The sequence below is a fragment of the Prevotella falsenii DSM 22864 = JCM 15124 genome (genome assembly GCF_000613945.1).
Lineage (GTDB): Bacteria > Bacteroidota > Bacteroidia > Bacteroidales > Bacteroidaceae > Prevotella > Prevotella falsenii.
In genome coordinates, this window is sequence record NZ_BAJY01000014.1 from 1 (window position 1) to 23,281 (window position 23,281).

The following is a 23,281-nucleotide window of genomic DNA, read 5'->3' on the forward strand; positions in this document are numbered from 1 at the left end:
GCCAACCAACTTGGTGCAATAAAAGACTCTTATATAAAGATAAAGCCCTTAATGGTTTTATCTGGTGAATCAGGATTGGGCAAAAGCTATGCTGCTTTTTTGGTCCATTACATTTATTATTTGCTTTCAGAAACAAATGACCGGCTAAAAGATTTCTTTGTATCTTATAAGAAATATGACTTTGAATCTATTTTCGCCAACGCAACATCTGGCGATACGATTCTTACAATTCCAAAGAAAGAAGTTCTTGATTGAATTAACAAAGATGCAATAGCCTATATAGGGTATCTCATTGGAAATGATGATTTTCAAGGTGATATTGAAATTTCATTTCCATGCTGTTATAAAGACTTTGAATTTACTTATATAGAAGAATTAGGAGGTATACAAGGAAAAGAGGATATGATTTATAGACTCAGTTCAAGTAATATTACCTATACAATGCTTTCAAAAAGGTTTGAGAAAACAGAAACTCCTTTTACAGCACTACTTAAAGCTGAATTAAAACATCTACTATTTGAAAATTTCCGTGATATGTCTTCAACCTATTTATTACCTCCTTCAAGAGGCGCATTAATGGAAATAAATGAACGCCCGGCATTCCTTTCTGGTATGTACAATGAGTTCTTTGATTTTAAAAAAGTACTAAATGAAGCTAATCCACGACCAGAAGAGCCAAATAATGATATTATAGAATGTAGCTCAATAGTAAACGAAGGAAAATTAAAACGTGAAGAAGGCAGAATTATATACTCTACTCATGGAGCGGATATGCCTTTAACCGCAGCAGCATCTTCTATCAAAGAGCTTGCTCCTTTAACACTATTCTTAAACAAATACTCCACTAAGGGAGTCTCTTTTTTATTTGAAGAACCTGAAGCACATCTGCACCCTAATAGACAAATAAAAGTTGCAGATATGATTTCTTGTATCGTCAATGAAGGGGGACACATGCAAATAACAACTCACAGTGATTTCCTCATCAAACGTTTAAACAACCTTATCAATCTTTTCCTATTAAAGGATAAGATGGAAGAAAGTTCCTTTAAGGAGTTGTTGTCTAAATGGAATATAAAAGAAACATATCTATTGAATCCTGAAAATGTTGGCGCATACTTGCTAAAACGGAATGAAGACGGAACATCTCAAATTGTAGAACAAGACATTATGGCTGATGACGAAATACCATTTGAATCATTTTATAATGCTATCAAGAATGATTTAGCATTAACTAACGATATTGTTGAAAATAAAGAGGAAGAATAATTATGTTTTGGAACGATTTAAAGAAATTATTACCACAATATGACTTTGAATACAAAAGTGGGAAGCATACAGTCAAGGAGAATTCTGTTGATTCTAAAGTCAAAGAGGTAATATGGGATAAATCAGATTTTCAATGTATAGATCCTCAAATAGCTAAAGATTTATCAGGATTCTTTCAACGTTCCAAAGCTGCTGGTATTTTTAGATTAGACTGTGATGGGGCTTTTTTAGTTCAAAGTGAGGATAAAGCATATTTGTTTCTTATTGAACTTAAATCATCTTTTATACCCTGTCATATTTATAAAGCAAGCAACCAAATCATATCTACTTATATTAAGTTGAATATGATTTTAGGGCTTTTACCTAATTATATAAAAGGCAATATCAAAGTAAAAGGTTTCATTTTCTCACGTCCTTGTGAAGAAAAATCTTTACGAGATTTAGATAGAAGTAACTTATTGCCCCCAAATAATAAGTATATAACAGAAACAGAACTTACAAAACACTTTATAAAGAATAAAGGAAAGAATATAACTATAAAACCAAACCAATGCCATAGGTTGAAAGATGTACCATTAGGAAGTAACGCTTTATTTGATGAATTGGAATTATACCATATTGATGTAGAAGAACCGAATACAAGTATTACAATGGACACAAGCGAGTTTTTATAAAAAGCCTAATTCACAAAATCATTGCTATTAATAAAACTTTCTTTATACTTTTATTTACCCTTTGTCTATCTCTCTCAGCACAAACACGGCGTCGCCAACCGACTTTACGCCGGTAACGACCATTGAACGTTTGCCGTTTCTCTCCTTGATGTTGCAACGGCGAGGATTGTTGCCGATGTAGTCGATGCACTTTCCGAACGCCCGGCTCTTGTAATAGGCACTGTCGGGATTTGATATAAACTGCATCTGGAGGGTGCTTTGCTTCAATATCAGCTTCTCGCAACCGAGGCGTTTGCCCAGTCGGCGGAGCGCAACAACCTGCATTAACTCGATTCCCTGACGTGGAACAGGACCGAAACGGTCTTCCAATCGCTTGCGGTAAGCATCAAGGTCGGCATCGTTTTCGATGTTGTCAAGCTCACGATAGAGCAACATTCGTTCCGAACTTCCGGGCACATACGTGTCGGGGAAATACATTTCGAGGTCGCTTTCTACGGCACAATCGTCAATGAAGTCGTCGCCCGTAAGTTCTTTTCCTGCTGCCATTTCTTCTGTATAAAGGTCTTGAAACTCGTCGTTCTTGAGTTCGGTAACTGCTTGGTTCAATATTTTCTGATAGGTTTCATAGCCTAAATCTTCCATAAAGCCGCTTTGTTCAGCCCCGAGAAGATTGCCTGCCCCACGAATATCGAGGTCTTGCATCGCCAAACTGAAGCCACTTCCGAGGTCGGAAAATGTTTCCAAAGCCTCCAGACGGCGGCGTGCATCGGGGTTCAATGCTGCCAATGGCGGTGCAAGCAAGTAGCAGAAGGCTTTCTTGTTGGAACGTCCCACACGTCCACGCATTTGGTGTAGGTCGGAAAGTCCGAACTTATGCGCATCGTTTATTATAATGGTGTTGGCATTGGAAATATCTATACCGTTTTCAACGATGGTTGTTGAAAGCAACACGTCGTAGTCGTGGTTCATAAAACCGATGATAACTTCTTCCAACTCTTCGGGTTTCATTTGTCCGTGCCCTATCGCTACACGGCAATCGGGCACGTTTCTCTTGATAAGATTAGCCAATTCGGGCAAGTTTGCTATACGGTCGTTCACGAAAAATACCTGTCCGTTGCGGCTCATCTCGAAGTTTATCGCATCGGCGATTACTTCCGACGAGAAAGAAGCTATTTCCGTCTGAATAGGATAACGGTTGGGTGGCGGCGTTCGCATAATGCTCATATCCCTTGCGCCCATCAATGAGAATTGCAAAGTGCGAGGAATGGGCGTTGCCGACATAGTAAGCGTGTCGATATTGTTTTTCAGTTGGCGCAGTTTCTCCTTTGTCGATACGCCGAACTTCTGTTCTTCGTCGATAATCAGCAAGCCAATATCTTTCCATTTTACGTTCTTTCCTATCAATTTATGCGTTCCCACAAGAATATCAATCTTTCCTTCAGCCAAGTCGGCTAATACTTGCTTGGTTTGTTTGGCGGTTCTTGCACGCGAAAGATAGTCCACCGTAACGGGCATATCCTTCAATCGCTTCCTGAAAGTTTGATAATGTTGGAACGCAAGCACCGTGGTTGGCACGAGCACTGCCACTTGTTTGCCGTCGGTAGCTGCCTTGAAAGCTGCCCGCACAGCCACTTCGGTCTTGCCAAAGCCAACGTCGCCGCACACCAACCTGTCCATTGGGCGAGTGCTTTCCATATCGTGTTTCAGGTCTTGCGTAGCTTTCAGCTGGTCGGGCGTATCTTCGTAAAGGAACGAAGCCTCCAACTCGTGCTGCAAAAACGAGTCGGGCGAGAAGGAAAAGCCCTTTTCGTGGCGTCGTTTGGCATAGAGTTTTATCAAATCGCGAGCAATATCCTTGATGCGTTTCTTCGCTCTTTCCTTGAGTCTGTCCCATGCTCCCGAGCCCAGAACAGACAGCCGGGGAGGTGCATCGCCACTATCGGCACGGCGATACTTGCTGATTTTGTAGAGCGAATGAATGGAAACGTCCACTATATCGTTGTGCTGATACACCAAACGTATCATTTCCTGATAGGATTCGCCTGCCGGAACTCGCACCAAACCTGCAAACTTACCGATGCCGAAGTCTACATGAACAAGGAAATCGCCGGGTTCCATTTCCTGCAACTCTTTCATTGTAAGAGCCATTTTGCCCTGTCGAGCCTTGTCGGACTTTAAGCTGTATTTGTGGAAACGGTCGAAAATCTGGTGGTCGGTAAAGAAACAAACTTTCAAATCGTTGTCGATGAACCCCTCATGAATGGTTCTGTTCACAGGCATAAAGGGTATATTGTCTGCCACAGAGGTGGCTTCTGCCTTGCTGTCGGCACCCATACTGTCGAAAATATCGCGCAACCGAGTTGTTTGTTTTTCGCTGTCGGCAAGTATATAGAGTTTGTATCCTTGCAGCAGATAGTCTTTCAACGACTGTGTAAGCAACTCAAAGTTCTTGTGAAAGAGTGGTTGCGGCGAAATATTAAAACGTATAATCGCCTTGCTTGCTTCATCGTTTGCACGGTTTGCGCCAAACTCTATGCGCTTAAAGTTCAAGGCATCATCGGTAAACCGGCGCGCCGTGATGAGTTGAAGATTGGCTTGCAACTGCTTTCTCAACTCGTTTTGCTCTGTTTCCGTTTTACCTTCGAGCTGCTCCGTCAGTGCTTGTACGGTAAAACCATCGTTGTAAATGCGTTCGATGGTATCGCGAATGTACAGCAAATCTTTCATTACAAGGACAGAATTTTTCGGAAGAAACTGCAAAAAAGGTATTTTCTCTTCGCTCAATGCAGCCAATTCCGGCACAATTTCCACCTTTTCTTTCTTGTCTTTCGACAGCTGAGTTTCCACCTCGAAAGTGCGGATTGTGTCTACATCGTTGCCGAAAAAGTCGATACGGTAAGGCAGTTCGCTCGAAAAGGAATAGACATCGAGAATGCTGCCACGCACGGCAAACTGCCCCGCTCGTACACGTAGTCTACTTGCCGAAAGCCATACGAGCGCAAAGTCTTCTCTGTTTCGGTTAAATTCACCGTCTGCCCGATGCTCACAGACAAGGTATGTTCGTCCAACTTATGCTTGGCTACCACCAATTCTGCCAATGCCGAAGGCTCGGTAACGATGCAAAGAGGCAACGAAGCCGTAGCTTTCGCCTCGCCGACGACCGACAAACGCGACAGTACCTCCGTGCGCAGTATCTCGTTTCCTGCATCGCGCTGCCCATATTTCACCGCTCTGCGATACGAAGAAGGGAAGAATAGCACTTCGGCAGCCTGCTCTTGCCCATCTTCAGGCATGGCAAGAGTTTTCAAATCGTTGTAGAAATAGCCTGCCTCATCGTTGTCGTTCAGTACGAAAAGTATCGTTTTTTGCCATCGTTTTACTATCGAAGCAAAGAACATAGGTGTGGCAGAAGCCAATAATCCTTGAAGAAAAACCGTGCGAACCGACTTTTCTTCCATTGTTTTCATCAGAGCGTCGCCCTGCGGCAAAACGCCATATAGTTTCTGTATGTCTTGTATATTCATCGCAATTGTTGCGTTCCGGCAAGCTGTCGGATTTCTTTTTTGAAGTACAAAGGTACAACTTTTACCTTATATATAGTCTGCTTTGAAGCGAAGAATTCAGCCCCTACTCCACCATTCGTTTATGCTTGTTTTTTAGAACGTCAGAGGTAAACAAATAAAAAGTACCTACGTTTTAGTAAAAAAGTACGGACGTTTTCCTGAAAAAGTACCTACGTTTTTCTCAAAAAGTACTATCGTTTTTATTTAATCGCCATAATAGCGGTGTAAAAAAGGTTGTTCAAAGGTTGCAGAAGTACTATTGTTCAGCAAGTTTACAACTGAAAAACAAGCTGTTACAAACACACTCGCCAAGCAATACATGGCAGAAGAAAGCTGCTTCGAGCGAATAGGAAAATATATTGTCCTGTCAAAGCATCTGATTTCTATCTTTTTTTGCTATCTTTGCACACATGAACAAGGCGATATTTACATTATGCGCATTCCTTTTTCTATCTTTACGCTGCCGACAACAGCGAAAGATTGGAATGCCGACAATATACCAATGGTGCATCTTCAAGACGCAAGGCGATATGTTTGCGACCCCGAAAACATTATGTCGGCAGCCATGCGCGACTCCACCGACGCTATATCGGCAGGTTGGAAAAGGAAGCCGGCGTGCAAGCGGTGTTCGTTATCGTGCCGCACGTAGAGAACGGCGACCCTTTTCGTGTGGCGCAAGACATCGGAAACAAGTATGGCGTGGGCAACAAAAAGACCGACCGGGGACTGGTTGTCGTGGTTGCAGTAGACGACAGGAAATACTTTATTGCACCCGGTGATGGCTTGGAAGGCGACCTGACCGATGTTGAATGCGATGATATTGCACGCAGCTGCATTGTAAGAAATATGCGGAAAGGCGATGCCGATATGGCGATGCTGTCCACGGCGAAGGCTGTTTACAACAAATTCAAGACGGGAGAAACAGGCATTGAAAGCTCCGAAGACGGTATGAAAGACGCTATCGCAGCTGTCATCATTCTGTCTGTTGTCTTCTTTTTGATAATTTGGTCGATAAGAAATCGTGGAAACAACGGTCGTGGCGGTGGCAGACGAGGCGGCAGTACCACCAACTTTATATTCTGGGGTAACCCCGGACACATCAACGACAGCCACTTCGGCGGCGGCTTCGGTGGCGGAAGTTTTGGCGGAGGCAGCTTCGGCGGCGGTGGTTCCGGCGGTGGTTGGTAGAACATTTAAGCAAGAAAAATAATATTTTAAAACAAAAAAAGATGAAGAATAAAACACTTTTAATCGTAATAGCAATTGTGGTTATCTTAGGCTTATGGGCTTATTCAGGCTACAATGGCATGGTAGACAAACAAGAAGCAGCAACTACTGCCTTAAGCAATGTAGAGGCGCAATATCAGCGCAGAGCCGATATGATGCCACAGTTGGTAAAGATTGTGAAAGCATACGCCAAGCACGAAAAGGAAACCTTCGATGCTGTAACCAAGGCACGCAATGCTGCAACACAAATTCACCTCGATGCTGACAACCTGACACCCGAGAAAATGAAACAGTTTGAAGCAGCGCAAAACCAAGTTGCGCAGGCTTTCTCACGTTTGATAGCTGTTGCCGAGGCATATCCGGAACTGAAAGCAAGCGAGAATTTCAAGGCTTTGCAAATTCAAGAAGAAGGAACGGAAAACCGCATTAACGAAGCGCGCAAGAAGTATAACGAAAGCGTACAAGCATACAACCAAACCGTTCGCCACTTTCCCAACTCACTGTTGGCAGGTATGTTCGGTTTCGACAAGATGACTAAGTTTACTGCTACCGAAGGCGCAGAGAAAGCTCCGGACTTGGACATCTAAGTTTTAGGAGTTAAACCACTACCCTTGCTTGCCATCAAGTTCGATGTATGGACACATCGAACTTGATGTATGGACACATTGAACATCTCTGAGACAAGCAGCATCGGTATTGGTTTAACTCCTTTTCTTTACGAAAAACCACTATACTGAACGAATGTAAATTTTACTACCAATCTAATAAAACATAGTTAAGTTACCTTTTTTATTTGTTAAATACGAATAAAGAAAACTGACAAATTAGCACATTTACATTTTTTGGGTCTATATTTGCACTTGGTTTTGCAACGAGGTGGCAAACAAAGAACAACTGCCTCGAGATAACAAAGACCTTTAACACAGGTTTACCAGCTGACAAATTGTCATTTGGCATATTAGGATTGTAAAAACAACAATATTAATTTAATAAGATAAAGAGATTATGAAAAAGATTGAAAAACTTTTCGTTGGTGCAGCTTGCGTGCTTGCACTGACATTCTCAGCAGGAGCTTTCATCAAGGTATATGCTGCCAAAGCACCGGTAAGCGCACCGGGACAACCGGTAGACCTTACCTATGCTGCCGAAAAGGCATTACCGGCAGTGGTACACATTAAGAACGCACAGAACTCGAAAACAAAAACAATAGAAGTACCCGACGACCCATTTGGCGGATTTTTCGACTTCTTTGGCTTTGGCAATCCGGGCGGTGGCTCACGCCAACAGCAAATACAGACACCAAAACGAAGCGTTACGGGTAGTGGCGTCATCATATCTCCGGACGGCTATATCGTTACAAACAATCACGTTGTAGAAGGTGCCGACGAACTCACGGTTACTCTGAACGACAACCGCGAATATTCGGCTCGCGTGGTGGGAACCGACAAAAGCACCGACCTTGCTTTGATTAAGGTAAGTGCAAACAACCTTCCTACGCTCCCGATTGGCAATTCCGACAATCTGAAAGTGGGCGAATGGGTAATTGCAGTGGGCAACCCTTACAACTTGAACAACACCGTTACGGCAGGTATTGTAAGTGCAAAGGCACGCGGATTGGGCGCAACACAAGGTGTAGAGAGCTTTATTCAGACCGATGCTGCCATCAATCAAGGTAATTCCGGTGGTGCGCTTGTAAATGTTCAGGGCGAATTGGTGGGAATCAACGCCATGCTTTACTCGCAGACAGGTTCTTACAGCGGTTACGGTTTTGCCATTCCAACCGTCATTATGAACAAAGTTGTAGAGGACATTAAGAAGTATGGAAGTGTTCAGCGCGTAATGTTGGGCATTCAGGGCGGCGATGTTCTCAACTACATCAATGCGCAAAAGGAAGAAGGAAAGACCGTAGACCTTGGCACAAACGAAGGTGTCTTTGTCGATAAGGTAAGCGAAGACGGAAACGGAGCAGAGATAGGATTGCGCAGCAAAGACGTTATCACGAAGTTCGACGGCAAGAAAGTAACCAAGATGTCGGAACTTCAGCAACTCCTGAACGTAAAACGCCCCGGCGACAAAGCTACTATAACTTTCCTACGCGACAAGAAAGAAATATCAAAAACCATAACGTTGAAGAATGCTCAAGGTACGACAAAGCCTATTGCACAAGCCGACATCGACGTTCTTGGCGGACAATTCCGCCCTGTAACCGAAGCTATGCAAAAGCAGCTGAACATAAAGTATGGTCTTGAAGTAATAAAAGTAAATGGCGGTGCATTGCGCGAAGCAGGCATCAACCGTGGTTTCATTATTCAGAAGGTGAACGACCAGACTGTTAATTCTATCGATGCACTGCAGAAGATAGTTAAGTCTGCCTCTACCGGCAGCGAACCTGTGCTCTACATTCAGGGCATCTATCCTACCGGAAAGAAAGCTTACTTCGCAGTTCCGTTGTCAGAATAAACCATTTTTGCCTAAGTTTGGTCTAAGCCTACACAACAGACCGTTACACTGAAACGGCTCCGGTTAAACTAAAAGAATTGTTTCAAGCGGTCTGCCAACAGTTCAAACCAAACGCAGAAATACTGATATAGAAAAGCCTCGCCGTTCTTATACAAACAGCGAGGCTTTTTTATTTCAACAGTGCAGAAGTGGTTCAGTCGATATTTTTTGAGGGATTTGATTTTCTTTTTCTTGCTTAAAGCAATTGCCAACAATATCTTCAATACCGCAAGAAGATAGGTTTTATAATGTACATTGACAGGTAAGGACGTGATTTATTATATTCCAAACACCGAAGAAACAACAGCGTCGATATGAGGAACGCAATGAATTGCACACCTACACACAACGAACAGCAAAGGCTAAAAATAACCTTAATTCTGCAAAGATAATTCATTAAGAAAACGATTATTTCGCTTTGACGCTGCGAAAGTGGCTCTTTTGCAACGTAAAACCAATCCCCATTTACTACCACTTGTGCTAATTTCAACTGCAAAAGCGGCTATTTTGCAATGCAAATCCAATACTTCCTCGTCTCCGACGTGCTTCCAATAGGCTGCAAAAGTGGCTATTTTGCAACAGAAAACCAATAAGGCAAGAAAACGGAATTAACATTATTCGGTTGCGAAATCAGCTCTTTTGCAACATAAAAGCAATACTTTTTTTTATAGAAAATGCCTTTTAACCTTCCTACACTACAGCCCGTATTTCTCGTTTAATAGACAGAAATCAGACAACGAAAACGTAAAGATTTTTCAGAAGAATATCCTTCGATTAACTTACTCGTTATCAGCACATTACAAAACCTATTGTTTTGCGTTCCAAAAGCGGCTGTTTTGCACGGTAAAACCGTAGGTTTTGCGTTGCAAAACCTACGGTTTCGCAACGCAAAAGCGATTATATCACTTTTTAACAGAATTATCTTTACAAAAGCAAGGATACTTTTCAGGCACATACCCTGCATATAAATGCTTCATGATAGACCCGATAGAGGAAATCCCAATGAGTTTCCACCGTTCTGCAAAACTACTGCCTTATCAGGTTTCGACCTGCGTCTATGCGCAAGAAAATAAATAGCAGCAGTGTGAACCCCCATAGAGAAGAGCCACCATAACTAAAGAATGGCAGCGGAATACCGATAACAGGCGTCAAACCGAGCACCATTCCTACGTTGATGAAGACATGGAAAAGGAAAATGCTTGCGACACAATAGCCGTAGACTCGCCCAAACTTGAAGGGTTGCCGCTCGGCTATATACATCAGACGAAGTATTAAAGCTAAGAACAATAACAGCACGGCAGCCGAACCAAGGAAGCCTTCTTCTTCGCCTACCGTACAGAAAATAAAGTCGGTATCCTGCTCCGGCACAAAGTTGAGCTTTGTTTGTGTTCCATTCAAGAAACCTTTTCCTTGCAATCCACCCGAACCAATGGCAATCTCGCTCTGGTGCACATTGTAGCCCGCACCCGCAAGGTCTTCCTCTAATCCTAACAGCACATTGATACGCACACGTTGGTGTGGCTGCATTACATCGTTCAAAACATAGTTGGCAGAATAGAAGAATGCTATCGAACCAACAGCAAACAAGGCAATGAAAAGATAGTGGACAATGCGGGTACTCATAGCATTATAGACCAAATAGCCTATCAAGCCTGCTGAAATAACGAGTTGAACCCAGACAATATCGAAAGGTATTACAAACTCGGAGAATAAGAAGCAAAACAGAGTGATGCCAAGAGAGAATAACAATATCTTCTGTGTCTTTATCTTTTCGTGCAAATACGTCCACACCATTCCGGCACTAAACAGTTGCACCAACAGAAGCACACTGAACTTTCCTACCGAAGTGGGAGTGTCCCAAAGCAGCACACTGTCGTACTTAACGCCTACAACGAAATACAATATCATTGCCACGCCCGTGAAAAGGAACGAACCGGGCATACCTTCCCGGTAAAACATCAGGAAGAATGATAGGTAAACAAGTGCCGACCCCGTTTCGCGCTGCCCTACAATGCACAACATTGGCAACACTATAATACCTGCAGCAGCGGTCAAATGTTTCCAATTGGAAATGGTAAAACCGTATGCCGACATAAACTTGGCAATTGCCAAAGCCGTTGCAAACTTAGCGAACTCGGCGGGTTGTAAACGTAAAGGTCCTAAAACGAGCCACGAACGCGACCCTTTTATGGTGTGGGGATTAAAGATTGTGGCAAATAACAGAAGCAACAGCAATGCGTAAATCACATAAGCGAACGTGTCGTAAATGCGGTCGTCCATCATTAACAACACAAAACCAAGACAAATGGAAGTGCCTATCCAAACAATTTGCATACCGGAACGCGATGACAACGACAAAATATCGGTATCGCCATAAGTATAACTCGCACCACAGACACTTACCCAACCAAAAGAAAGCAATGCCAAATAAATGCCTATCGTCCACCAATCTAATGAACGAAGCACGCCTGACTGTTTGTTCGATTTATAATTACTTGCCATTATCTTGCCTTTTATTCGTTGTTAAACCTTTTGTTTCTTCGCCGTCTGCCTAACGATTTTCTCTGTCTTTCTTCTTTCCCTTATTGGTTTTGTCTTTCTCTTTCTCGTCGTTTTCGGTTCTTATCTTTACTTCATCTTCCATTCTTATGATAGGGTCGTTCAACGGCTGCTGATTTTTCTCTTTCTCTTTCGCGTCTCTTGCTTCTTTTAATTCTCGTTCACGTTGCTTGGCTTCCATATTTTGCTTCTCACGAACAAGTCGCAAAGAATCTTTTATTTGGTTTACACGCTTTATCGAATCTAAACGCAACGAATCAGCCATACTCAACTTTTGCCTGAAAGGATAGCTGATATGGCGTTTCTGTATTGACGCAGCTTGAGCTTCATCGTGCGGTGTTAGCTTGCCATTGATATATTGCTCCATCATTAACGAACCTATCGGTACACCATAAACAGCACCGAATCCACCATTTTCCACATATACGGCAATGGCTATCTTAGGCGATTCCACAGGTGCAAAGCCCATAAACACCGAGTGGTCTTTACCGCGGTTTTGCGCCGTACCCGTCTTACCGGCAAGTGTATAACCGGGGTGAACCGCGTGGGCACAAGTACCGCCACGTGCCGAAGACACCATACCTGCCACTACTTCATTAAACGAACGGGGCGTTCCCATTACCTTATGCTTTTCCAGATACTTCTTATCCAACTGCTCTCCTTGTATCTTTCGTACAACGTGTGGCGTATAGTAATATCCACGATTAGCAATGATAGCCCCAAGATTGGCTATCTGTAACGGTGTCAGGTTTATTTCGCCCTGCCTATCGAAATGGAAATAACCGATAACGGGTTCCATCTGTCAAAGGCATTGTTATAAAATTCTGCATTCGGAATAAGCCCACGCTTCTCACCGGGCAGGTCAATTCCCAGCTTATAACCAAATCCCATTGAAACCATATAGTCGCGCCAGCGGTTCATTGCATCATCAAGCGTTTTATACTTTTTCCTGTTCGACAACATATAATACAGTCCCCAACAGAAGTAAGCATTACAAGAGGTACTCAATGCAGGCACAATAGAAATAGGAGAAGCGTGTCCGTGGCAACCTACATGCAGTCCTTTGAAGGAAAATCCATGCGGACAAGGGAAACGCGTAGAGTCGTTTACAATGCCTTCACTATAATAAGTAATGGCTTGACTTGTTTTGAATGTAGACCCCGGAGGATATTGTCCCATAATGGCACGATTGAGCAATGGCTTTGCCGGGTCGAGTGTCATTCGCTGTTGGTTCTTACCTCTCATCTTGCCAATCATTTCACGAGGGTCGAATGTTGGCGAAGAAACCATTGCCAGAATTTGCCCTGTCTTTGGCTCAATGGCTACAATGGCACCCAATTTCCCTTCCATCAAGCGTTCTCCAAGTGCTTGCAAATCGGCATCAATTCCTAACTGCAAATCTTTTCCGGCCTTGGGTTTTTGGTCGTATTGCCCTTCTTTATACCTTCCTTTGATACGCCCATGAGCGTCGCGAAGCAGAATTTGCACTCCTTTTGCCCACGCAAAGACTTCTCATATTCACGTTCAATGCCCATCTTGCCGATATAATCGCCCGGCTGATAATACTCGTCTTCCTCAACGTCGCCTTGACTCACCTCTGCCACGTCGCCCAAAACGTGCCCCGCAATCGTTCTATGGTATTGACGAATGCTACGCTTTTGGATATAAAAACCGGGAAAACGATACAATTTTTCTTGAAAGGAACTAAATTCTTTATCGCTCAACTGACTTATAAACAGCTGTTGAGTAAATCGAGAATATCCGGGGTTCTTTGTTCTGTCCTTTATATCCACCATGCGTTGAACAAAGAATTCCTTTGTAATATTTAAAGCCTTGCAAAACTCTAAGGTATCAAGACGCCCCTTTTCTTCGTTCATAACCACCATTATGTCATACGCAGGCTGGTTATAAACGAGTAGTTTCCCCTTTCTGTCAGTAATAATACCACGCGAAGGAAACTCTATTTTCTTCAAAAAAGCATTGGAATCGGCACGTTTCCGATAGTCGTCGCTTGCTATTTGAAGCGCAAACAGACGTATCAAGTAAACGGTAATGATTGCAACCGCCACTCCGCTAAGCACCAAACGGCGTTTCTCAAAGTCAAAGTTCTTCATGCGCGACTCCTCACATGCTCAATTACCAACACAAAGAATAAAGACAGCAAGGCACTACCGCCCACACACTGCAACCAAACAAGGATATTGAAGAAGCTAAACATCTCCAACGTAAAGAACACTGTGCAATAAATAAGGGTCAAAATTATGCTATACCAAATGTATTGTCCATAACCAAGTGTCGATATACCCGGTTTCTGGTCTTCAGCACTATCGCGTGATATAAATGGCTGCAATATATAAGGCTGTATAGCTGCAATCAAAGTAAGTGAAGCTGACGACACTCCGGGCGTGTTAGAGAAGGTATCTATCACTAAGCCCATAAGAAAGCCCCACAGTATAATTGCCCATCGAGGATAGTTTCTTCTGAAAAGAAAGATGAAATAGATATAAGGCAATGGTGTTGCAAAACCAAACAAATGAATGTAGTTCAGTACAAATACTTGCGCAAGTACTAAAATTACAAACCAACCCAAAGTCTTTATAAAATCTATGCTCATGCTTTAAATCCTAAAATAGCTTTTTACAAAATGATTGATTTACTATTACAACTTGCCATTAATGCAAATATGTAATGCGTAGCTATATTTAATTTGTTTCGCTAAAATCAGTATTAAGATGCTTTATCGAATCTTTCGCAGCGTCCATCACCTTCTTTTTCTCTCTTACCGTAGCATCGTCAATGACACAGACATCGCGCAAATTGCCAAAATCGGTAGACAATTGTATAGCCAAACGGAACGAAAGTCCATCTTCAGAGTTATAAACGTGCTTTATCTTACCTACTAAAATGCCGGCAGGGAAGATAGCAGAATAGCCGCTTGTAACTATCCTATCGCCTAACTTAAACTTTGCGTGGCGTGGAATATCGTCTAAATAAGCAATGTTTTTTGCACCTCCTTTCCATCGCAGATAGCCAAAATAACTTCTTCCTTGTATAGAACAGCTGATGTTTGACTTAGAGTTTAAGACCGGCAATACGATGGAATAATGCGTTCCGACAAGATAAACCACTCCAACAATACCGTTTCCACAAGCCACGCCCATATCCTTTCGGACTCCGTCCCACGACCCTTTGTCGATGGTTATAAAATTCTCTTCCTTATCAAGCGAATTAGATACAACCTTTGCATTTATAAGTTTAAAATCAGAAAGAAACCTGTATTGCCCTTTCTGCGCAAACTTAGGGTCGCGCGTTTTTTCGTAAAGTTGCTCTGAAAGTTCCTTTACTTGGCGTTCCAACTGCACATTTCGTTCCGTCAGTTCACGATTTAGCTTACCCATCGAGAAGTAAGATGTTACCGAAGAACTTAATTCGTAAACTTTGCCTGCCACTATATTGGCAGAGGTGAACCACACACTTCCTTGGTAGTTGTTGAAGCGGAACAGAAGCACCAAACTGGCTATTTCCAGCAAAACAAAAAGAAACCAATGTTTATATTTGGCAAGAAATTCAGTCAGGTTATTCATTCTTACAGCTTATCAACAAAATGAAACCGACCATTGAAGATACTTTCAGTGTATTTCTTCAACAGTCAGCCCTATTCAGCTTGTTTATCTCATCAGGAATGAGAAACGGTCTACATTCTTCAATGCGATACCTGCTCCCTTGGCAACACTGTGTAATGGGTCTTCAGCCACATGGAACGGAATGTTAATCTTATCGGTTAAACGCTTATCAATTCCACGCAACAAAGCACCGCCACCACTCAAGTAGATACCATTTTTTACAATATCGGCATACAATTCCGGCGGTGTATTCTCCAAAGCAGAGAGAACTGCATTCTCTATTTTTGCCACAGTCTTGTCCAAGCAGTGCGCTATTTCCTGATAGCAAACCGGCACTTCCATTGGCAACGCTGTAATACGGTTCGGTCCGTGAACGATATAATCTTCCGGAGCCTCGTCGCCTAAGTCGGTCAAAGCTGAACCAACATGCACCTTAATGCGTTCCGCCATACGTTCACTGACGCGCACATTGTGCTGACGGCTCATATATTCTTGAATATCAGCAGTCAAATCGTCTCCCGCAACACGAATAGAGTTGTTGCAAACGATACCACCCAACGAAATAACAGCTATCTCGGTGCTACCGCCACCTATATCAACAATCATATTTCCTTCCGGTGCTTCCACATCAAGTCCCATACCAAGGGCAGCTGCCATCGGTTCGAAAACAAGATAAACATCGCGTCCGTCAGCATGTTCGGCAGAGTCGCGAACGGCACGCAACTCTACTTCTGTTGAACCTGAGGGCACGCCTATCACCATACGCAAAGACGGAGAGAACAAGCGATTACCGCTATGCACCATTTTAATAAGTCCCCTCATCATTTGTTCGCATGCCGTAAAGTCAGCAATCACACCATCGCGAAGCGGGCGAATGGTACGAATATTGGGGTGTTCCTTCTCGTACATCATCTTGGCGTCGTTACCAACGGCTATCATCTTGTCCGTGCGACGGTCGAGTGCCACTACAGAAGGTTCATCAACAACTATCTTATCATCACTGATAATGATAGTATTTGCTGTTCCCAGGTCCATTGCTATTTCCTGGATAAATGAAAAAAATCCCATTCTAAAATATTTGATATGTGGTGAAAACGGGGACATTCCCCATCGTCATTTTATTATTTTCTTTCTTATATGCTTGCTGTTTACAAACGTTTATAGTCTGCAAACATTGTTTTTACTTACTTCGCAAACCAATTGTGTATTGCCGTATCGTACTGGCTGCTAATGCCAAATGCACGCTCTGCAAACATTTTTCGGTCTTCAAGTCCTGTCTTTGCACCTTGCTTGTTCAGCAATTGCAACAACACAGGGTATTCTGCTTTGCTTGGTACGATAACAACGTCGTTGAAATTCTTTGCACCTGCACGTATCAAGGAAATGCCGCCAATATCTATTTTCTCGATAATATCAGCTTCGCTCGCACCGCTTGCTACGGTTTGTTCAAATGGATACAAATCAACAATAACCAAATCGATAGTCGGAATTTCGTATTCAGCCATTTCTTTTTGGTCGTTCTCAAAATCACGACGTGCCAAGATGCCACCAAAAACCTTGGGGTGCAAGGTTTTCACACGACCGCCCAAGATTGAAGGATAAGTAGTTATATCCTCTACTTTCTGACATTCGTAGCCTAAAGACTCTATGAACTGCTGCGTACCACCGGTACTGAGGAACTTCACTCCCTCTTCGTTCAGCTTCTTTAAAATATCCTCCAAACCATCTTTGTGGAATACGGAGATTAACGCAGTCTTAATTTCTTTTGTACCAACCATAGTTGCCTACTATTTCAATTTGTTTTGCAAAGATACGAAATAGTGTAATAAGTAAACAAGATTTTTAGATAAAAAAACTTTAATTCAACTACATTATTAATCAACATCAACTCAAAAAGTCTTCACATCTTAATCTATGATACTGCGAATTATATATAAACCAAAAACAAATAAATCAATTCGCACGGATAAAACAGCTTTTTAAAGAAGTCTGTTCGTAATTTTTGGAACAGTAGAAATTCAGTATCGACAAGTATATTGATTTAGTTCTTTGAACAGAAATCGCTCTTTAGTTCGCCACATAATTTGGTCTGCACACCTTATTTATATAAGTAAACGGAAGGATATAAAATGTAAATATTCTTCACAAGAATATCAATCGACTAACGCTCTATCTATCAACGCATTACAAAACCTATTGTTTTACATTCCAAAAGCGGCTGTTTTGCAAGGTAAAACCGTAGGTTTTGCGTTGTAAAACCTACGGTTTCGCAACGCAAAAGCGATTATATCACTTTTTAACAGAATTATCTTTACAAAAGCAAAGCTGTTTTTCATTCACGGTCTTCAGCAAGAATAAGAAAATAGTTCCACCTATACACCTCTACAAAATCAAAACATCGGAATGCAGAAATTAAAGGTTTTCAATACTTTTACCATAATTTCCGAACTGCAAACTTCTCATTCTTATCAATTCACAATAGCAAATACAGGTTTTCCAATGCAAGTATATAACTTCAAAAGGAGTTTCTTTCTATATTTTAAGTACCTTTGCACCATGAACTTTAGCAAGACTATTTTGAACTGGTATGCCATAAACGGACGAGAGCTTCCGTGGCGACAAACCACGAACCCATACGCTATTTGGCTGAGCGAGGTTATTATGCAGCAAACGAGAATAGCACAGGGAACAGCCTACTGGGAGCGTTTTATGAAACGATGGCCCGATGTTCACGAATTAGCAAAAGCTACCGAAGATGAGATTTTAAGGGAGTGGCAGGGATTAGGATACTACTCTCGGGCACGAAACTTGCATAAAGCGGCACAACAGATAGTAGATTTAGGACGTTTCCCGCAGACTTATAACGAGTTAATACAACTAAAAGGAGTTGGCGAATATATAGCAGCTGCAATTTCCTCAATATCATTCGCAGAACCGGTAGCAGTAGTAGACGGCAATGTCTACCGTGTTCTTGCTCGCTATTTCGGCATTGACACACCGATAGATTCTACCGAAGGAAAAAAGGTTTTCAAGGCTATGGCGCAGGAATACCTGCCGAAAGAGGCTCCCGCAGCTTACAATCAAGGAATGATGGACTTCGGTGCAATGCAGTGTACACCGCTTCGCCCAACTGCAAAGTATGCCCATTGGTAGAAAGTTGCTTTGCTGCAACCAACAATAAAGTAGCCGGGTTGCCTGTGAAAGCAAAGAAAACAAAACAACGCGAACGCCATTTCTCCTTTATATATATAAGGTGTAACGGCAAAACTGCCATTCGCCGCCGCGGTGCCGGCGATATTTGGCAAGGCTTGTGGGAACTGCCAACGAAGGAATTGTCGGGCAATGCCATTGAAAAAGCTACACTAATAAAGAAGGACGTAAAGCACATACTTACCCATCAAATCATTTTTGCAGATTTCTATCTGTTGGAAACCGACGTTCCTCCCACCTTACCTGCCGATTATATATGGATAAAAGAAAGCGAGATAGACCGTTATGCCCTACCTCGCCTTATAGAATTGCTCGTTAAAAGTCTGTGAAATAATTAATATGTTCTATGCGTTCTTCTTACCAAACTTAGGGTCTACCTTCAGTAAAGATGCCACAATGAAGGGGAAAATGCACGACACCATAACCAAAACAAAGAAGATGTCGTACCTACAGCGTCAGCCAAGGCACCCGCAAATAAACCGGGCAACATCATTGAAAGTGCCATAAAACCCGTGCAAAGGGCATAATGGCTGGTTTTATGCTCTCCCTGACTGAAATATAGCATAAAAAGCATATAGGCACTGAAGCCAAAACCATAGCCAAAGTTTTCTACAAAGATGGCTGCACCGATGGCAAAAAGCGTAGACGGCATTGCAAAACCAAGATAAACGTAGGCGATATTAGGCAAGGTAATGGCAAGTGTCATAGGCCAAAGCCACTTTTTCAGTCCGTCTTTGCTGGCTACCAAGCCACCTAAAATGCCACCAAGAAGCAGTCCGACCACCCCAACGATACCATTTACAACACCAAATGACTCTAAAGAAAGACCTAAGCCGCCCTTATCGGCTGATGCTCTAAGGAACAAAGGACCTACGGGATTTAACAGTGCTTCGGGCAAACGGAACAGAAGCATAAAGCAATTGCCATCAGAATTTGCTTCTTACGGAAGAAACTTGCAAATGTTCCCCCAAATTCGTTCAACAGTTTTGAAGCCGAAAGTTGCGTGCGTTCGGCATCGGCATCCGGTTTTGGCAATACGTATTTATGATAAAGGCTCAGTCCGATAAACATTGCTGCCAAGCCATAGAACACCAATGCCCACGAAAGTTGTACCTTCATATATTCTTGCAGCAGTCCTGCGAGGGCTACCAAACCACCTTTTCCGACAACCAATGAAATACGATAAAACGTTGAGCGAATGCCCACAAAGAAAGCTTGCTCGTGCGAATCAAGCCCCAACATATAGAAGCCATCTGCCCCGACATCGTGTGTGGCACTCGAAAAGGCTAACAGCCAGAAGAAACAAATAGTGCCTTGCAACCAAAACGATGTGTTAATGGTGAACGCTACACCTGCAAACGCTGCGCCAAGCAACATCTGCATCGACAGTACCCACCAGCGTTTGGTTCGGATAAGGTCGAGAAACGGACTCCACAAAGGCTTTATCACCCAAGGAAGATAGAACCACGATGTGTAAAAAGTAACTTCAGCATCGCTCAGTCCCATTTGTTGATAAAACACCAACGACACCAAGGTTACTGCTGCATAGGGCAATCCTTCGGCAAAATAGAGTGTAGAAACCCACGCCCAAGGCGATATTTTCTTTTTATTATTCTGTTCTTGCATCTTCAAATCTACATTTATAATAATGTACAACTCCGCACATCGCTTGCAAAGATAAAGAAAAAAGCTAACATAAAAACAGAAACTGCTGCCATTTTATGGGAATGTTATCTTAACTTTGCAGCCACAAAGGAATTTAAAAGGTATGAAAGAGCAATTTTCAAGAACCGAATTGCTGTTGGGCAGCAACGCCATGAACACCTTAAAAAACAGCAGCGTGCTGGTTTTCGGTGTCGGTGGCGTGGGCGGTTACGTTGTAGAAGTGTTGGCTCGCAGCGGCGTAGGGACAATAGGAATAGTAGATGACGACCACATCGGACTATCGAACATAAACCGACAGATTATTGCCACGCACTCTACACTCGGACGAGCAAAAGTTGATATAGCAGAAGAACGCATTAAAGACATAAACCCAACGTGCATCGTAAAAAAGTTCCAAACGTTCTATCTCCCTGAAATTGCCGACCAATTCGACTTTACAGCATACGACTATGTGGTGGATTGCATCGATACCGTGGCAGCAAAGATAGACATCATAACACGCTGCCACAACCTAAGAATACCCATGATTAGCAGCATGGGGGCTGCTTTCAAATTGGACGCAACACAGTTTGAGGTAACCGACTTGTTTAAAACGATTAACGACCCTTTGGCAAAGGTGTTGAGAAAGAAACTCCGCAAGACCAACGTGCGTAACGTAAAGGTGGTTTACAGTCCTGAAGAACCGCTATCATCTTTATATTCAGAAGAAAACAGAGATACCGACAACGATGCTGCAAACATAGAAACCATTGCACACAAGAAGCGTTCTACACCGGCTTCAAACGCATGGGTACCTGCCGTGGCAGGGTTAATAATGGGTGGAGAGGTGATAAAAGACTTGTGCAAAGCTGCAAAAACGATGCGCAAAACGGGCATCGGAAAATAGATATTCCGTTGGAACGAAAGAAGGAATGCAAACAACTCAAATAGCGTCTCAAGTGTTAAATATCACATAAAAAACGCATAAATTTCAAGTTTCGGCAAGATTTAGAAGCGAAGAATTTTGTTTATACGCTAAAAGTCCTTAACTTTGCGCTACTTTAAATCAACATAAAATAGTTTTATGCCTAACACTGTCAAAGAGAGTAAAAATAGAGTTGTCCTCTATCATCTCATCGCAATCTTGGTTGTAAGTATCTGGGGTGCTACACTTGTAAACACGAAAGTAGTAATCCAAGGTGGTATGCGTCCCGACGAAGTGTTTCTGTCGCGTTACGTCATCGCCTATCTTGCTATGTGGACATTGTCGTATAAGCGGTTATGGTCCGACAATATCAAGGACGAATTGCTTATGGTGGCATGTGGTATTTTAGGAGGTTCGCTCTATTTTATCCCCGAAAACTTTGCAGTTCAAGTGGGTAGCGTGAATGATATTAGCTTCATTCTCTGTACATCGCCACTGTTTACAATGTTTTTGGCGATACTTTTCTGCAAAGAAAAACTAACAAAATCTCTCGCTATAGGCTCGATTATCGCCTTGATAGGTGTGTCGTTCATTATATTTGGCGGCAATAACGAATGCGCTACTGCAAGCAACCGTGTGTTGGGCGATGCTCTGGCACTGCTTTCAACAGCTTGTTTTGGTGCTTACTGCTTGTTGCTCCGCCCATTAGGACAGAAATACGGTGCGGCATTCCTTACCCGCAAAATGTTCTTCTATGGCTCGCTGACGAGCTTGCCGTTATTTATTATTACACCGTGGCAATTCCCATTAGAGAACTTCCTTACCGATATTCCGGTTACTTTAAACCTTCTCTTCCTCGGTTTGGTTGCATCGTTCTTTTGCTTTGGCGCATGGAGCTACGTTACAGAGAAGGTGGGCGCAGTGAAAATAGCCAACTACAACTATCTCAGTCCTATTTGTACTGTCATCATCAGTGCCATCTTCTTGGGCGAGAAAATGACAATGGAAGCAGCCATCGGTAGTGTGTTAATTCTGATTGGCGTATTCTTTGCCAATAAAAAATAAGAGAAACAAAACAGCAAACAGCCTCTGCACTGAATGTGCAGAGGCTGTTTTGTTTGAAATATAAAATTACTTCAGCTATTGATTTCCACCTGAATGGCTAACTTTCATTTATAGCTTGCCATTACAATAATCCATTTCTTTCAACTCTACCCGGCCTGCATCTTTTATTTCGCGTAGGAAAAGGCGGGCACACATCTCCGCATCGTCGCCCGCACGATGGTGCGTACCGTAAGGTATTTCAAACCGGTTGCAGAGATAATCAAGCTTGTTGCAATCAAAATCGTAAATGTGTCGGGCTGCACGAAGCGAACAATAATAGTCTACTTTGGGCGTGGGCAGACTGTAAAACTCTAAAGAATGGCGAATACAACTTATATCGAACGAAGCATTATGGGCTACCAAAACAGGGCATTCCTGCAAGTAGCGGGTTATTTCAGCCCATATTTCGGGAAACATTGGTGCGTTGGCAGTGTCTGACGGCTGAATGCCGTGCACACGAATATTCCAATAGCTGTAACGATTGTCTTCGGGACGAACCAACCACGATTTGGTTTCTACCACTCTACCGCCCTTTACCACGCAGATGCCGGCTTCGCAAATGGAAGCTCGATTGGCAGTGGCTGTTTCAAAATCAATAGCAATAAAATCTATATTGTTCATTTCCAATCCTTCTAATAGTTCAACTTATTCTCTTCAAACCACTTCGTCGCTTTGCAATTACTCGATTTCAAAGAATTTAATTTCGATACAAATATACAAAAAACATATATAAAAAACGGAATATTGCAAGATATAATGAACGCCACCTACAATTCTGTGCCAATACTTTTGGGGAGGAATGATTTTCTTTTTATCGCACAAGAAAAATACTGAAAAATATCTCTGATTTTGTAAAGATAATATCCTTAAAAAATGACAACTGCGCTTTTGGAATGCAAAACAATAGGTTTTGTAAAACGCTGACAGATAGTTGGTTATACAAAAGATACTGTTGTGAAAAATGTTTACACTTTTACCCCCTGATTT

Annotated in this window: 15 protein-coding genes and 4 pseudogenes; 10 read left to right on the forward strand and 9 right to left on the reverse strand. The window is 42.5% G+C overall.

The window, feature by feature from the left end; genetic code table 11:
* The 3 genes from JCM15124_RS16180 to JCM15124_RS06675 form a co-directional block, all read left to right on the forward strand.
* The coding region (locus JCM15124_RS16180) for a hypothetical protein (RefSeq protein WP_036885216.1) at positions 1-255 on the forward strand (255 nt) is incomplete at its 5' end.
* 147 nt (positions 256-402) lie between these two features.
* On the forward strand, positions 403-1,266 hold the full coding sequence (locus JCM15124_RS06670; RefSeq protein ID WP_084608929.1) for an AAA family ATPase: 864 nt from the start codon (positions 403-405) through the stop codon (positions 1,264-1,266).
* Positions 1,267-1,268: 2 nt separating this feature from the next.
* Positions 1,269-1,940 (forward strand): hypothetical protein, encoded by a 672-nt coding sequence (locus JCM15124_RS06675; RefSeq protein ID WP_024998799.1) that lies wholly within the window; start codon positions 1,269-1,271, stop codon positions 1,938-1,940.
* A 54-nt stretch (positions 1,941-1,994) separates the two neighbouring features.
* On the opposite strand, the pseudogene mfd reads toward JCM15124_RS06675, so the two are convergent.
* Positions 1,995-5,464 (reverse strand): annotated as a pseudogene (gene mfd, locus JCM15124_RS13595) (transcription-repair coupling factor).
* Positions 5,465-5,762: 298 nt separating this feature from the next.
* Here mfd and JCM15124_RS17110 point away from each other — a divergent pair.
* From JCM15124_RS17110 to JCM15124_RS06695, 4 genes are all read left to right on the forward strand, one after another.
* Positions 5,763-6,152, forward strand: a complete 390-nt coding sequence (locus JCM15124_RS17110; protein ID WP_306303132.1) for a hypothetical protein — start codon at positions 5,763-5,765, stop codon at positions 6,150-6,152.
* Complete coding sequence (locus tag JCM15124_RS13600; protein ID WP_306303133.1) at positions 6,101-6,691, forward strand: TPM domain-containing protein; 591 nt, start codon at positions 6,101-6,103, stop codon at positions 6,689-6,691. Before JCM15124_RS17110 ends, JCM15124_RS13600 begins: the two co-directional genes overlap by 52 nt.
* Positions 6,692-6,732: 41 nt before the next feature.
* On the forward strand, positions 6,733-7,317 hold the full coding sequence (locus JCM15124_RS06690) for a LemA family protein (protein WP_024998800.1): 585 nt from the start codon (positions 6,733-6,735) through the stop codon (positions 7,315-7,317).
* 418 nt (positions 7,318-7,735) lie between these two features.
* The gene (locus JCM15124_RS06695; RefSeq protein WP_024998801.1) at positions 7,736-9,190 is read left to right on the forward strand and encodes a trypsin-like peptidase domain-containing protein; all 1,455 of its coding nucleotides are present in this window, start codon (positions 7,736-7,738) and stop codon (positions 9,188-9,190) included.
* A gap of 1,065 nt (positions 9,191-10,255) precedes the next feature.
* Here the strand turns inward: JCM15124_RS06695 and rodA are convergent.
* The 6 genes and pseudogenes from rodA to JCM15124_RS06740 all read right to left on the reverse strand — a co-directional run bounded on the left by rodA (position 10,256) and on the right by JCM15124_RS06740 (position 17,189).
* A complete protein-coding gene (gene rodA, locus JCM15124_RS06715; RefSeq protein WP_024998803.1) occupies positions 10,256-11,731 on the reverse strand; it encodes a rod shape-determining protein RodA in 1,476 nt (491 codons plus the stop codon).
* Between the two features lie 49 nt (positions 11,732-11,780).
* Positions 11,781-13,902: pseudogene (mrdA, locus tag JCM15124_RS16945) on the reverse strand (penicillin-binding protein 2).
* A complete protein-coding gene (mreD, locus tag JCM15124_RS06725; protein WP_024998804.1) occupies positions 13,899-14,402 on the reverse strand; it encodes a rod shape-determining protein MreD in 504 nt (167 codons plus the stop codon). The pseudogene mrdA and the gene mreD overlap by 4 nt, the downstream one beginning before the upstream one ends.
* 88 nt (positions 14,403-14,490) lie before the next feature.
* Entirely contained in the window at positions 14,491-15,372 is an 882-nt protein-coding gene (mreC, locus tag JCM15124_RS06730) for a rod shape-determining protein MreC (RefSeq protein WP_024998805.1), read from the reverse strand.
* Between the two features lie 84 nt (positions 15,373-15,456).
* Complete coding sequence (locus tag JCM15124_RS06735; RefSeq protein ID WP_024998806.1) at positions 15,457-16,479, reverse strand: rod shape-determining protein; 1,023 nt, start codon at positions 16,477-16,479, stop codon at positions 15,457-15,459.
* A 116-nt stretch (positions 16,480-16,595) separates the two neighbouring features.
* Entirely contained in the window at positions 16,596-17,189 is a 594-nt protein-coding gene (locus tag JCM15124_RS06740; RefSeq protein ID WP_024998807.1) for an IMP cyclohydrolase, read from the reverse strand.
* 778 nt (positions 17,190-17,967) lie between these two features.
* Between JCM15124_RS06740 and mutY the strand changes: the two are divergent.
* A pseudogene (mutY, locus tag JCM15124_RS13610) lies at positions 17,968-18,950 on the forward strand (A/G-specific adenine glycosylase).
* 15 nt (positions 18,951-18,965) lie between these two features.
* Here the strand turns inward: mutY and JCM15124_RS13615 are convergent.
* Positions 18,966-20,247, reverse strand: a pseudogene (locus JCM15124_RS13615) (MFS transporter).
* 142 nt (positions 20,248-20,389) lie between these two features.
* On the opposite strand from JCM15124_RS13615, the gene JCM15124_RS06755 reads away from it, so the two are divergent.
* Both JCM15124_RS06755 and JCM15124_RS06760 read left to right on the forward strand, forming a co-directional pair.
* The gene (locus JCM15124_RS06755; RefSeq protein ID WP_024998808.1) at positions 20,390-21,172 is read left to right on the forward strand and encodes a tRNA threonylcarbamoyladenosine dehydratase; all 783 of its coding nucleotides are present in this window, start codon (positions 20,390-20,392) and stop codon (positions 21,170-21,172) included.
* A 177-nt stretch (positions 21,173-21,349) separates the two neighbouring features.
* Positions 21,350-22,255, forward strand: coding sequence for a DMT family transporter (locus JCM15124_RS06760; RefSeq protein WP_024998809.1), 906 nt, complete (start codon positions 21,350-21,352; stop codon positions 22,253-22,255).
* A 108-nt stretch (positions 22,256-22,363) separates the two neighbouring features.
* Here JCM15124_RS06760 and JCM15124_RS06765 read toward each other — a convergent pair whose 3' ends face one another.
* Positions 22,364-22,915, reverse strand: coding sequence for a 3'-5' exonuclease (locus tag JCM15124_RS06765; RefSeq protein WP_024998810.1), 552 nt, complete (start codon positions 22,913-22,915; stop codon positions 22,364-22,366).
* Positions 22,916-23,281: the final 366 nt, after the last annotated feature.